This window comes from Streptomyces lushanensis, assembly GCF_001700515.1.
Classification (GTDB): domain Bacteria; phylum Actinomycetota; class Actinomycetes; order Streptomycetales; family Streptomycetaceae; genus Streptomyces; species Streptomyces lushanensis.
In genome coordinates, this window is sequence record NZ_MAUD01000069.1 from 37,324 (window position 1) to 50,547 (window position 13,224).

Annotated in this window: 10 protein-coding genes; 5 read left to right on the forward strand and 5 right to left on the reverse strand. The window is 72.4% G+C overall.

Annotated elements, in window-relative coordinates; translation table 11 throughout:
• Positions 1–77 precede the first annotated feature (77 nt).
• The 4 genes from acnA to BFF77_RS06150 form a co-directional block, all read right to left on the reverse strand.
• Positions 78–2,792, reverse strand: a complete 2,715-nt coding sequence (acnA, locus tag BFF77_RS06135) for an aconitate hydratase AcnA (RefSeq protein ID WP_066944600.1) — start codon at positions 2,790–2,792, stop codon at positions 78–80.
• 327 nt (positions 2,793–3,119) lie between these two features.
• A complete protein-coding gene (gene gap, locus BFF77_RS06140; RefSeq protein WP_066944602.1) occupies positions 3,120–4,118 on the reverse strand; it encodes a type I glyceraldehyde-3-phosphate dehydrogenase in 999 nt (332 codons plus the stop codon).
• A 204-nt stretch (positions 4,119–4,322) separates the two neighbouring features.
• Positions 4,323–5,279: a GlxA family transcriptional regulator gene (locus BFF77_RS06145; RefSeq protein WP_066944604.1), complete on the reverse strand. Its 957-nt coding sequence runs from the start codon at positions 5,277–5,279 to the stop codon at positions 4,323–4,325.
• A gap of 204 nt (positions 5,280–5,483) precedes the next feature.
• On the reverse strand, positions 5,484–6,380 hold the full coding sequence (locus BFF77_RS06150; protein WP_066944606.1) for a helix-turn-helix transcriptional regulator: 897 nt from the start codon (positions 6,378–6,380) through the stop codon (positions 5,484–5,486).
• A gap of 170 nt (positions 6,381–6,550) precedes the next feature.
• Between BFF77_RS06150 and BFF77_RS06155 the strand changes: the two genes are divergently transcribed.
• The 5 genes from BFF77_RS06155 (at position 6,551) to BFF77_RS06175 (ending at position 12,554) form a co-directional block, all read left to right on the forward strand.
• Positions 6,551–7,528, forward strand: coding sequence for an alpha/beta hydrolase (locus BFF77_RS06155; protein WP_211280169.1), 978 nt, complete (start codon positions 6,551–6,553; stop codon positions 7,526–7,528).
• 380 nt (positions 7,529–7,908) lie between these two features.
• Entirely contained in the window at positions 7,909–8,562 is a 654-nt protein-coding gene (locus tag BFF77_RS06160) for a superoxide dismutase family protein (protein WP_066944610.1), read from the forward strand.
• A 250-nt stretch (positions 8,563–8,812) separates the two neighbouring features.
• Complete coding sequence (locus tag BFF77_RS06165; RefSeq protein ID WP_066944612.1) at positions 8,813–9,793, forward strand: hydroxyacid dehydrogenase; 981 nt, start codon at positions 8,813–8,815, stop codon at positions 9,791–9,793.
• Complete coding sequence (locus BFF77_RS06170; protein ID WP_066944615.1) at positions 9,790–11,826, forward strand: DUF2264 domain-containing protein; 2,037 nt, start codon at positions 9,790–9,792, stop codon at positions 11,824–11,826. The genes BFF77_RS06165 and BFF77_RS06170 overlap by 4 nt, the downstream gene beginning before the upstream one ends.
• A 131-nt stretch (positions 11,827–11,957) precedes the next feature.
• Positions 11,958–12,554: a TetR/AcrR family transcriptional regulator gene (locus BFF77_RS06175; RefSeq protein WP_066944616.1), complete on the forward strand. Its 597-nt coding sequence runs from the start codon at positions 11,958–11,960 to the stop codon at positions 12,552–12,554.
• Positions 12,555–12,687: 133 nt separating this feature from the next.
• Here the strand turns inward: BFF77_RS06175 and BFF77_RS06180 are convergent.
• Positions 12,688–13,224 (reverse strand): histidine phosphatase family protein (locus BFF77_RS06180; RefSeq protein ID WP_066944618.1); only part of this gene is annotated, 537 nt, incomplete at its 5' end.

A 13,224-nucleotide genomic window follows, 5' to 3' on the forward strand; every position in this document is an offset into this window, starting at 1 on the left:
GCGAGGGCCGTGCCCCCGTACGGGTACGTACGGGGGCACGGCCCTCGGTTCGGCGGCTGTGGCGGCCTGGCAGCGGCCTACTTGCGGATCAGGCTCCGCAGCACGTACTGCATGATGCCGCCGTTGCGGTAGTAGTCCGCCTCGCCCGGGGTGTCGATGCGGACGACCGCGTCGAATTCCACGCCGGTGTCCGTGGTGACCTTGACCGTGCGGGGGGTGGTGCCGTTGTTGAGTTCCGTGACGCCGGTGAAGGAGAAGGTCTCCTCGCCCGTCAGGCCCAGGGCCTCCGCCGAGGCGCCCTCCGGGTACTGGAGCGGGAGGACGCCCATGCCGATCAGGTTCGAGCGGTGGATGCGCTCGTACGACTCGGCGATGACGGCCTTCACGCCCAGCAGCGCGGTGCCCTTGGCCGCCCAGTCGCGGGACGAGCCCGAGCCGTACTCCTTGCCCGCCAGGACGACCAGCGGGGTGCCGGCGGCCTGGTAGTTCTGGGAGGCGTCGTAGATGAAGGAGACCGGGGCGCCCTCGACGGTGAAGTCGCGGGTGAAGCCGCCCTCCGTGCCCGGCGCGATCTGGTTGCGCAGCCGGATGTTGGCGAAGGTGCCGCGGATCATCACCTCGTGGTTGCCGCGGCGGGAGCCGTACGAGTTGAAGTCGCGCCGCTCAACACCGTGCTCCGTGAGGTACGTGCCGGCCGGGGTGTCGGCCTTGATCGCGCCGGCCGGGGAGATGTGGTCCGTGGTGACCGAGTCGCCCAGCTTGGCGAGCACCCGCGCGCCGGTGATGTCCTCGACCGGGCTGGTCTCCATCGTCATGCCGTCGAAGTACGGGGGCTTGCGGACGTAGGTGGACTGCGCGTCCCACTCGAAGGTGTTGCCGGTCGGGATCGGCAGCGCCTGCCACTGCGCGTCGCCCGCGAAGACGTCCTGGTAGGACTTGTTGAACATGTCCTCGCCGATGGCGTTGGCCACGACGTCGTTGACCTCGGCCTCGGTGGGCCAGATGTCCGCGAGGTGAACGGGCTTGCCGTCCTGGTCGATGCCCAGGGCGTCCCTGGTGATGTCCACCTTCATCGAGCCGGCGAGGGCGTACGCGACGACCAGCGGCGGGGACGCCAGGTAGTTCATCTTGACGTCCGGGTTGATCCGGCCCTCGAAGTTGCGGTTGCCGGAGAGCACCGAGGTGACCGCGAGGTCGTGCTCGTTGACGGCCCTGGAGACCTCCTCGGGCAGCGGGCCCGAGTTGCCGATGCAGGTGGTGCAGCCGTAGCCGACGAGGTTGAAGCCGACCTTGTCGAGGTACGGGGTCAGGCCCGCCTTGTCGAAGTAGTCGGTGACGACCTTCGAACCGGGCGCGAGCGTGGTCTTGACCCAGGGCTTGCGGGTCAGGCCCTTCTCGACCGCCTTCTTGGCCACCAGCGCGGCGGCGACCATGACGTACGGGTTCGAGGTGTTGGTGCAGGAGGTGATCGCGGCGACGACCACGGCGCCGTGGTCGATCTCGTACGTCGAACCGTCGGGCGCCGTGACGAGCGTCGGCCGCGTCGGTACGCCGTCGGCGGAGGCGGGGGCGTCGGAGGCCGGGAAGGACTCCTTGCCCGCCTCCTCGTCCTCGGACACGTAGTTGCGCACGTCCTCGGTGAACCTCTGCTTGGCCTCGGCCAGGACGATCCGGTCCTGAGGACGCTTCGGGCCCGCGATGGACGGGACCACCGTGGCGAGGTCCAGCTCCAGCTTCTCGGAGAAGTCGGGCTCGGCGGCCGGGTCGAGCCAGAGGCCCTGCTCCTTGGCGTACGCCTCCACGAGTGCGACCTGCTGCTCGCTGCGGCCGGTCAGCCGCAGATACTTCAGCGTCTCGCCGTCGATCGGGAAGATCGCGGCGGTGGAGCCGAACTCCGGCGACATGTTGCCGATGGTGGCGCGGTTGGCCAGGGAGGTGGCGGCGACGCCCTCGCCGTAGAACTCCACGAACTTGCCGACGACGCCGTGCTTGCGCAGCATCTCGGTGATCGTGAGGACGAGGTCGGTGGCGGTGGTGCCCGCGGGCAGCTCGCCCGTCAGCTTGAAGCCGACGACACGCGGGATGAGCATCGAGACGGGCTGACCGAGCATCGCGGCCTCGGCCTCGATGCCGCCGACGCCCCAGCCGAGCACGCCGAGGCCGTTGACCATGGTGGTGTGCGAGTCGGTGCCCACCAGCGTGTCGGGGTACGCCTGGCCGTTGCGGACCATGACCGTACGGGCCAGGTGCTCGATGTTGACCTGGTGGACGATTCCGGTGCCGGGCGGGACGACCTTGAACTCGTCGAACGCGGTCTGGCCCCAGCGCAGGAACTGGTAGCGCTCCTTGTTGCGCCCGTACTCCAGCTCCACGTTCTGCGCGAAGGAGTCGGGCGTACCGAACTTGTCGGCGATGACGGAGTGGTCGATGACCAGCTCGGCCGGGGCCAGCGGGTTGATCTTCGCCGGGTCGCCGCCCAGCTCCTTGACGGCCTCGCGCATGGTGGCGAGGTCCACGACACAGGGCACACCGGTGAAGTCCTGCATGATCACGCGTGCCGGGGTGAACTGGATCTCCTGGCTCGGCTGCGCCTGGGAGTCCCAGCCGCCGAGCGCGCGGATGTGGTCGGCGGTGATGTTCGCGCCGTCCTCGGTGCGGAGCAGGTTCTCCAGCAGCACCTTCAGGCTGTAAGGGAGGCGCGCGGAGCCCTCGACCTTGTCCAGCTTGAAGATCTCGTACGACTCGTCGCCCACGCGCAGCGTGCTGCGGGCGTCGAAGCTGTTCGCCGACACGACAGTCTCCTTCATCAATGTGCGCGTACTACCGCGCCCGTACCTCTGTGTGCGGCTACCGCCGCTCGATGCCGCCACGGCCCTCGCCGATCCGCTGAGGTAAGGTTTGGTTAGGCAACCCTTACCGAGTGGCGGCTGCGGTACGCCTTCGGCAGATATCTCGATGTCGAGATAACTCTAGTACATGACCGCTGCGAGGTCATGCGCGGGTTCGGCTGTCCCCTCTCGGCGAACCGGGTTGTCGGGGGCCCGGCGCCCCGCGGCTTGTCGGGTGGCAGGACGCCGTGGCCTTCGTGGCATTCGTGGGCGGGCCGCCCGGGTTTCCGGTCAGCCGGCGGCGAGGAGTTCGAGCGTGTCGACCACGCGGTTCGAGAAGCCCCACTCGTTGTCGTACCAGGCGACCACCTTGACGTGGCGGCCGTCGACGCGGGTGAGAGCCGAGTCGAAGATCGACGAAGCCGGGTTGCCCGTGATGTCGGACGACACGAGCGGGTCGTCCGAGTACTCCAGTACGCCCGCGAGCGGCCCCCGCGCCGCGGTGCGGTACGCCGACAGCACGTCCTCGCGCGTCACCTCACGAGCGACGGTCGTATTGAGTTCGACGATCGATCCCACCGGAACCGGCACACGGATCGAGTCGCCCGACAGCTTGCCGTCGAGGTTCGGCAGCACGAGGCCGATCGCCTTGGCGGCGCCCGTCGTGGTCGGCACGATGTTCACGGCCGCCGCGCGGGCACGGCGGGCGTCGCGGTGCGGACCGTCCTGGAGGTTCTGCTCCTGCGTGTAGGCGTGCACCGTCGTCATGAAGCCGTGCTCGATGCCGGCGAGACCGTCCAGGACCGCGGCCAGCGGCGCGAGCGCGTTGGTCGTGCACGAGGCGTTCGAGACGATCGTGTGCGCGGCCGGGTCGTAGGCGTCGGTGTTGATCCCGAACGCGAGGGTGACATCGGCGCCGTCCGCCGGCGCGCTGACGAGCACCTTTTTCGCGCCCGCGTCGATGTGGGCACGGGCGGCGCCGGCCGAGGTGAAGCGGCCGGTCGCCTCCAGCACGATGTCGACCCCGAGCCCGGCCCACGGCAGCTGGGCCGGCTCGCGCTCGGCGAGCACGGTGATCCGACGGCCGTCGACGACGAGGGCGTCCCCGTCGGCGGCCACCGGGCGGCCGAGCCGGCCCGCCGTCGTGTCGTAGGCGAGCAGCCGGGCGAGGGTGGCGGGCTCCGTGAGGTCGTTGACGGCGACGACTTCCACGTCGCTGTCGCGTTCGAGCAGCGCGCGCAGCACATTGCGGCCGATGCGGCCGAATCCGTTGATGGCGATGCGGGTCATGAGTGGTGTCCCTTCGGGGCCGGGTTCGGGTCGGTGTCCGGGTTCAGGTCCGGGTCCGGGTCGGGTCCGGGTCGGGTCCGGGTCCGGGTCCGGGTCCGGGTCCGGGTCCGGGTTCGCCGTCAGGTTCTCGCGCGGTGTCCGCCGGTGACAGCGGAGCGGTCGCCACGGTCCAAAAGGATCACGCCACGCGGCGGTGACGGGCTACTACTGCCCCTGGGCGAAGGTGCGCCGGTACTCGCTCGGCGTCGTGCCGAGGATGCGATGGAAGTGCAGCCGCAGATTCGCACCGGTGCCGAGACCGACGTCGGCGGCGATCTGCTCGATGCCCCGCTGGGAACGCTCCAGCAGCTCGCGGGCCACGTCGATACGGGCTCGCATCACCCACTGCATCGGCGTGTACCCCGTGTCTTCGACGAAGCGCCGCGAGAACGTGCGCGGCGAGACCGCCGCGTGCCGGGCCAGCACTTCAAGGGTGAGGGGCTCGCCGAGCCGGTGCAGCGCCCACTCCCGGGTGGCGGCGAACCGCTCGCCGAGCGACTCGGGCACACTGCGCGGCACGTACTGCGCCTGACCGCCGCTGCGGTAGGGGGCCGCCACCAGGCGCCGCGCCGCGTGGTTCGACGCGGACACCCCCAGATCGCCCCGCAGGATGTGCAGGCACAGGTCGATGCCCGAGGCTGCGCCGGCCGACGTCAGCACGCTGCCCTCGTCGACGAACAGAACGTTCGCGTCGACCCGCACGAGCGGACGCTTCGCCGCGAGTGCCCGCGTGTAGTGCCAGTGCGTCGTGGCGCGCTTGCCGTCGAGCAGGCCCGTGGCGGCGAGCGCGAAGGCGCCCGTCGAGATGGCGGCGAGCCGCGCGCCCCGGTCGTGGGCGGCGATCAGCGCGTCGACGACGGCCCGCGGCGGGTCGTCGCGATCCGGGTGCCGGTAGCCGGGAATGAAGACGATGTCGGCCCACGCGAGCGCGTCGATGCCATGGGCGACGCTGTACGACAGGCCGTCACCGCCGGCCACGAGACCCGGCGCCGCGCCGCACACCCGCACCTCGTACGGCATGCTCGCGCGGGTCGTGAACACCTGTGCGGGAATACCGACATCGAGGGGCTTCGCGCCTTCGAGCACGAGAACGGCGACGCGACGCAGGGATGAGGCTCGCACGGGGACGAGGGTACGTGGGGTGAGAGGGCGCGTCGGCCCGGTCCCCGATGCCGCGCCGGTCCGCCGGTCCGCCGGTCCGCCGGCCGGTCGCGGGTCGCGGGTCGCGGGTCGCGGGTCGCGGGTCGCCGGTCGCCGGTCGCCGGTCGCCGGTCGCCGGTCGCCGGGAACCGTACCGTTCGCGCGGCCCCGGAGGGGACCGTCCGATCACTTCCCGCGACGGCTGTCCTCCGTGGCCCGCCTGTCGTCCATGTGGCCGGGACGGGCCGCCCACTGGAGGAGGAAGCGCAGCGCCTGCTGGGAGGGAGAGTCGGGCGGGGCGGTGTACGCGACCAGTTGCTGGTCGGGTTGCGTGTCGACGGAGAACTGCTGGACGTCCAGGGTGATGCTGCCCGCGACGGGGTGCAGGTAGGTCTTGGTCAGCCGGCGCGGCCCGCGGACCCGGTGACTGGCCCACCACGTACGGAAGTCCGGATCGCGCACGCTCAACTCGCCGATCAGCGCGGCAAGGGCCTGATCCCTGGGATGGAGGCCGGCTTCCATCCGCAGAACCGCCACGCACTCGCGCGCGGCCCCCGGCCAGTCCGCGTACAGCGAGCGGTAGGCGTCGTCGAGGAAGGTCAGCCGGATCAGATTGCGTCCGGCCGGAGCGAGCGCGCCGAAGTCCGTGAGCAGGGCGACCGCGCCCCGGTTCCAGGCGAGGACGTCCATACGCCGGTTGAGGATCATGGCGGGAATGTCGTGCATGGCCGAGAGCATCTGCTGGAGCCGCCCGTCGACCTGCTGCCTGCCCGGTCCCGGCGCGGGCGTGGCATCGGCGACGGCGACGAGGTAGGCACGCTCGTCCGGGGCGAGCCGAAGCGCGTCGGCGAGCGCGTCGAGGACCGGACGGGAGACCCGGCGGGCACGGCCCTGCTCCAAGCGGACGATGTAGTCGACGCTCACGTGCGCGAGCTGGGCCAGCTCCTCACGGCGCAGGCCCGGCACCCGGCGCGGACGGCCGTCGTCGGGCACGCCCGCCCCGCGCGGGTCCAGAGCGGCACGGCGAGCGCGCAGGAAGTCGCCCAGCTCGTTGCCGCCGGAGGCGTTCCCCTGGAGTTCCATGACTCCAGTGTCCGCGGGCGGGCAGCCGCGCGCCTGGTACTGACGTGCATAGGCGGCGCCTTCCCTGGTACCCCCGTGGCGCCGACGCCACCGTGGACGTGCGGCCGCCGCCAGGTGGCCGCCGGAGCCCGCCCCGCGGCGAGGCCCGTCCCTCCGGAGACCGGAGCACCATCGTGAGAACCGACGTCACCTTTCCCAGTGCCGGACTGAGGCTCGCCGGGCACCTGTACACACCGGACGACGGGACGGCCGGACCGTACCCGGCGATCGTCGTCGGTCACCCCGGCAGCGGCGTGAAGGAGCAGACCGCCGGCCTGTACGCGCGGCGCCTGGCCGGCAGGGGCTTTGTCACCCTCGCGTTCGACGCCGCCTTTCAGGGCGAAAGCGAGGGAGAGCCGCGCGGTCTGGAGGACCCGGCCCACCGGGTCGAGGACATCAAGGCGGCGGTCTCGTTCCTCGCCACGCACGACGAGGTCGACACCGAACGTATCGGGGCGCTGGGCATCTGCGCCTCCGGGGGCTACGTCCTCGCCGCGACGGCGTCCGACCACCGGATCAAGGCCGTCGGCACCGTCTCCGCCGTGGACATCGCCCGTCAGTTCCGCGACGGCGCCGACGGCACCCAGGACCCCGCCGTCTTCCAGGCCATGCTCGACGCGGCCTCGGCCGCGCGCACCGCCGAAGCGCGTGGTGAGGGGGTCCAGACCTTCCCCGTCTTCCCCGGCACGATGGAGCAGGCCCGGGCGCTGGGAGGTCGGCACGGCGCCGAGGGCTACGAGTACTACTGCTCCGACCGCGCCCGGCACCCGCGCTCGGCGAGGTCCTTCACCTGGTCCAGCGTCGACCGCATGGCGTCCTTCGACGGGTTCCGCTTCGTCCACCTCGTCGCGCCTCGCCCGCTTCTCATGATCGTCGGACGTGAGGCGGTGACCTCGTGGATGAGCGTGGCCGCGTTCCAGGACGCGCGCGGTCCGAAGGAACTGCACTGGATCGACGGCGCCGGCCACGTCGACCTCTACGACAAGGAGCCGTACGTCGGGCCCGCGGTCGGGAAACTGGCCGACTTCTTCCGGGCCCGCCTGGGCGCTGCCGGGCGGATGTCCGGACGGGCCTGCGGTACGGACGCTCCCGCGGCCCCGACGGCGTGAGGACACGGGCGCGCGGCCGACGCCGAGCGGCCTCGTCCGGCGGGGCGGCAGGTGGCGGTCGCGGTTGTCACCCGCACGGAGGATCCGGCCCGCCGGGCCCCTCCGTCGGGCGCGCGCGGCCGCTCGGGCCGTCCGGGCGGGCCCTCGTCGCATGCCGGGGGGCGGCGCCGACGCCCTCTGCGTGCCGGTGATGCGCCCCGGCGTTAATCTGGCGCTGATTGGAGGCGCCGGCGCCGAACGCCTCGGCTCTCACCCGACGCTCCGCGCTCCACTGCACCGAACGCCTTAACCGCGTGGCGCGGACTCGCCATGCGACACGGCGGGACCGCCGCCGTCCACCACCCTGGACTCCTCAACATCACCGTCGAAGGAGACCGCTCGTGAGGACTCATCGCAAGGCGTCCGCAGCCCTCGCCGTCACAGCCGTGCTCGTGATGCCGGCCATCACGGCATTCGCGTGGGAAGGCTCCGAATCGGTGAAGGCGGAAGGGTGGTTCACGCCGCCCTCTGCTCTCCGGCTTTCGGACGCGCTGACGTACGACGTGGAAAAGGTGCCCGTGGGCTCCCGCGTCTCCGTCGTCGAGCAGGTCCGCGAGCAGACGGGCGGGCACACCGGGGAACGCGCCGGCGGGGAGGGCACCACGGTCCGGCTCAGGGTGAGCGGTCTGCTCCCGGAGCGTATGTACGGCGCGCATGTGCACACCAAGCCCTGCGGCGCGACGCCGGACACCTCCGGTCCGCACTACCAGAACGTCGAGGACCCGCAGCAGCCGTCCACCGATCCCGCCTACGCCAACCCCGAGAACGAGGTCTGGCTGGACTTCACCACCGACGCCGAAGGCCATGGCGCCGCCGAGTCCCGGCACGAGTGGCGCTTCCGGCCGGGCGGAGCGCGTTCCGTGGTCATCCACGAGCACCACACGTCGACGGCCCCCGGTGAGGCGGGAACGGCGGGAGCGCGGCTCGCCTGTCTCACCGTGCCCTTCGAACCGAGCGGCGCCGACTCGAACCCGGCCGGGTGGCAGGTTCCGTGACCGATACGTCCTGATGGTGCCGGGGCGGCCTTCGTAGCCGTACGAGACGCTGCCCGGCACCCGGTCGCGGTGGGCGGGCCGACATACTTGGTCCCCGACGGACCGGAGCCGCCGGAGGCAAGGAGAAGCCCGGCGCTCCCGTATCAGGAGATCGAGATCGTTGCCCTCACAGCCACAGCCACAGCAAGAGTCCCGATCACACCCCGGGCCCGGGACCGGGTCGCGGTCACGGCCGCGCGCCGCGCTCGCCATGGCACCGGACGTCGCGGACGCCGTGCTCGGTCCTGACGCCCTGGCCGCCCTGGGCGCCGTGTGCGAGCTGGCGCCGCCGCCCGTCCTGGACGACTTCACCACCGACCGGGCCCGCGCCGCGCTCGCGGACGTCGAACTCCTCGTCACCGGCTGGGGCTGTCCGCCCCTGGACGCCACCGCCCTGGCGGCGGCGCCCCGGCTGCGCGCCGTCGTCCATACCGCGGGTTCGGTTCGCGGCCATGTCACCGAGGCCTGCTGGGAGCGCGGGATCGAGGTGTCCTCGGCCGCCGCGGCCAACGCCCTTCCGGTGGCGGAGTACACCGTCGCGATGATCCTGCTGTCCGGCAAACGCGCCCTGGAGCGCGCCCGCGGCCTCCGGGCCGCGCGCCGTCGCGAGGACGGACCGCGTACCACCGCCGAGGTGGGCAACTACGGCCGTACCGTGGGCATTCTGTCCGCCTCGCTGATCGGCCGCCGCGTCATCGAACTGCTGCGGCCCTACGATCTGCGGGTCCTGCTGCACGATCCGTACGTCGACGACGAGGAGGCCGCGGCGCTCGGCGTGCGGCGGGTGGAGCTGGGCGAGCTGTTCACGCTGAGCGACACGGTGAGTGTGCACACCCCGCTGCTGCCCGCCACCCATGGTCTGGTCAGCCGTGAACTCCTTCTGTCGATGCGGCGGGACGCGGTGCTCGTCAACACCGCGCGCGGTGCCGTCGTCGATCAGGACGCCCTCGTCGAGCTGCTCCGGGCGGACCGGATCCGGGCCGTCCTCGATGTCACGGATCCCGACGAGCTGCCGCCGGACCATCCGCTGTGGGAGTGCGAGAACGCGATCATCACCCCTCATCTCGCGGGCTCGGAGGGCAACGAGCTGCGCCGGCTGGCCGATCTCGCCGTCGGCGAGGCCGCCCGCTGGGCCGCGGGGGACGGTTTCGCCCATCCCGTACGACGCGAAAGGCTGGCCTTCCTCGCATGACCTCACCTCGCGAGACCCCCGGGCCCGGGCGGGAAACCGGCCTCACCCGGGCGGACTGGGAGGCCACCGCCGACCGTCTGCTGCACGCCGCTTGGCGGTGGGCCACCCCGGGCCGCGCCCTGCTCGACCTGCCCGGCCGGCCCTCCGTCTCCGGGGTGCGGTCGGACGGTCTGGAGGGATACGCCCGTACGTTCCTCGCCGCCGCCTTCCGGGTCGCGGGCGCGGGCGGCGACGATCCGCACGGCTGGCTCGACCGGTACGCGGACGGGCTCGCGGCCGGGACCCGTACGCCCGGCAGGGACGACGCCGAGTCCTGGCCGCTGATCCTCGGCCACGACGTGCACGGGCAGCCGATGGTCGAGTCCGCGTCCGTCGCCGTCGGACTGCGACTGACCAGGACCTGGCTCTGGGACCGGCTGGATCCGCAGGTGCGGGACCGCGCCGAGGAGTGGCTGCGCGGAACGCTGCGGCACACCCCGGCCCCCAACAACTGGTATCTCTTCCCGTACTCCGTCGCCGGATTCCTGGAGTCGGTGGGCCGGGGCGACGCGGAGACGGCACGCGCGCGGGAGCGGGCGCTCGGTCTGCTGGAGGGCTGGTACCGAGGGCAGGGCTGGTACGCCGACGGCGACGGCCGGGCCTTCGACCACTACAACGGCTGGGCGCTGCACTTCTATCCGGTGCTGGACGCCCATCTCGCGCGCCTTGAGGCCCCTACCCTCGGCACCCAACTCGCGGGCGACACAGGGAAGTCGGCCGAGCCCGTGAAACCCGCGAAGCCCGCGGGACCCGAGGAGCCCGTGGACGCACGTCTCGGCGCACGGCTGCGCGAGCATCTGGAGAGTTTCTCGCTGCTGTTCGGCGCCGACGGCGCCCCGATCCACTTCGGCCGCTCGCTCACCTACCGCTTCGCGGCCGGCGCTGCGGTCGCCCTGGGCGCCGTCACGGGGCACACTCCGCTCGCGCCCGGTGTCTCGCGCCGGCTGCTGAACGGATCGCTGCGCTACTTCCTGGACCGCGGCGCCACCGGCCCGGACGGCCTGCTCAGCCTGGGCTGGCACGGGCCTCATGTCGCGACGCTCCAGCGCTACTCGGGCCCCGCCTCGCCCTACTGGGCGTCCAAGGCCTTCGCCGCGCTGCTCGCGCCCCCGGAGCACCCCCTGTGGACGGCCACCGAGGAACCGGTGCCCAGCGAAGGCCCCGACCGGGTGCTCGCCCTGCCCGCGCCGGGGCTGCTGGTTCACTCCACGGCGGTGGACGGGATCGTACGGCTGCACAACCACGGCAGCGACAACGTCCGTCCCCATGAAGGCGAGTCGGCCCACCAGGACGACCCGCACTACGGCCGGCAGGCCTACTCCACCAGGACGGGCCCCACCTCGCCGGAGAACATCGCGGACAACCATTTCGCCGTCGAGATCGCGGGAGTCCGCAGCGTCCGCCGCCGTATCCGCCCCCTGGGTGCCGGACACGGCGACGGCTGGGGCTGGGCCGCCTCCTGGCATCTGCCGGTCTTCGTGTCGGGCCCGCCCGTGGTGCCCGGACTGCGGGTCGAGAGCGTCACCGTGGTCAGGGGACGGTACGAACTGCGCGTGCACCGCGTGTCGGGCGCCCCGCCCGGAGCGCGCGTACGGCAGACGGGCTGGGCGACCAGCGCCAGTACCGGCACCGGCACCGGCACCGGCGATGACAACGGCGAAGGTCCGGGCGGCGGCCCGGGCGGCGGCGACGGCGTACGGTCCGCTCTGCTCGGTCTGTACGGCTGGGAGTCGGCGGACGAACAACGGGCACCGCACGGCACGGCGTTCACGCGCTGGGCCCATGTGCCCCGGCTGACGGCGCAGGCCGAGGGCACGGCCCTCTTCGCCGCCCTCGCCACCCTCACCGGGGAGCCCGGCGCCATCTCGCTGTCCGAGGCGGTGAGCACGGTCCGTACGGCGGGCGTCGACGGAAGCACGATCGAGGTGACCTGGGCGGACGACGGCTCGACGACCCGCGTCGGCTTCGACCCGCTGACGGTCGGCCACCTCTGAGCCGGGGCGGCCGTCCCCCTCGTCCGGGCCGGGGCGCCGTCCCCCCTCGGTCGACAGGCCCGCCGCCACAGACCTAAAATAGACCCGCAAGTCCAGAATCCTGGGCTCCGGAAGCCGGAAGGACGGACGACATGGCGAGGGCGCTGACCGCCAAGGGCGCCGCGACACGGCAGCGGATCATCGACGGCGCCGCGGCCGAGATCCGTGAGCGCGGCGTGCTGACCACCACCCTCGACGATGTCTGCCGCAGGACCGCCACCAGCAAGGGCCAGCTCTTCCACTACTTCCCGGACGGCCGGGAACAGCTTCTGCTCGCCGTCGCCGAGCGGGAGGCCGAACGCGTCCTGGAGGACCAGCAGCCGCACCTCGGCCGGCTGACGACCTGGGACGCGTGGCAGGCCTGGCGGGACGCGGTCGTACTGCGCTATCAGCAGCAGGGCATGAACTGCCCGCTGGGTGTGCTGATCACCGAACTGGGCCGCAGCACGCCCGCCGCGCAGGCGGTGACCGGACGGCTCGTGGAGCGGTGGCAGTACGAACTGCACGCCGGCATCGCCGGCATGCAGCGGAGCGGCCGGATCGCGGCCGAACTCGACGCCGGACGCACCGCCGCCGCGATGGTCGCGGCCGTCCAGGGCGGGGTCACGATCCTGATGTCCACCGGCAGCAGCGCCCATCTGGAAGCCGCGCTGGACACCTCACTGCTCTTCCTGCGGCTCTCGCGCTGACCGCACTCACCGGCTGGTCACGTTCACCGGTCGACCGCGCACACCGCCAGGGCGTCCGGCACCGATGCCGGACGCCCTGTGTCCTTCCCGCCGTCCTTCTCGCCGCGACGAGTCGGGAAAGCCGGCCGAAGTCCTACGGCGTCGGCACGTTGTACGAGATCAGGGCCACCTGCCCCGCTGCCACCCGCAGTTCGGTGAGCGCGCAGTTGCGCAGGCCGGGGAGCACACGGCGGTACTCGCTCTCCGGGATTCCGAGCAGTCGGCACAGCACCAGCCGGAACAGGGTGTTGTGCGCGACAACCAGGACGCGGCGGCCCCGGTGGGTCTCGGCCAGGCGCAGCAGCGCGGTGGCGCCACGGACGGCGGCTGCCTTCGGGCTCTCCCCGCCCGGGAGCGGATGGGCGGCCGGGTCGCGGCGGAAGTCCGCGACCTCCTGCGGGTACGACGCTTCGAGTTCGGCGATGGTCCGGCCCTCGGCGACGCCGAAGTCCAGCTCCCTCAGGTCCGGTTCCACGACGGCGGCCAGACCCGTGGAGCGGACGGCGGGCCCGGCGGTGCGGCGGGCTCGCCGCAGCGGTGAGGTGACGATCGCGTCGAGGCCGGCGCCCGCCGCCCAGACACCGAGCCCGCCCGCCTGCTCGGCTCCGCGCGGCGTCAGATCGATGTCGCT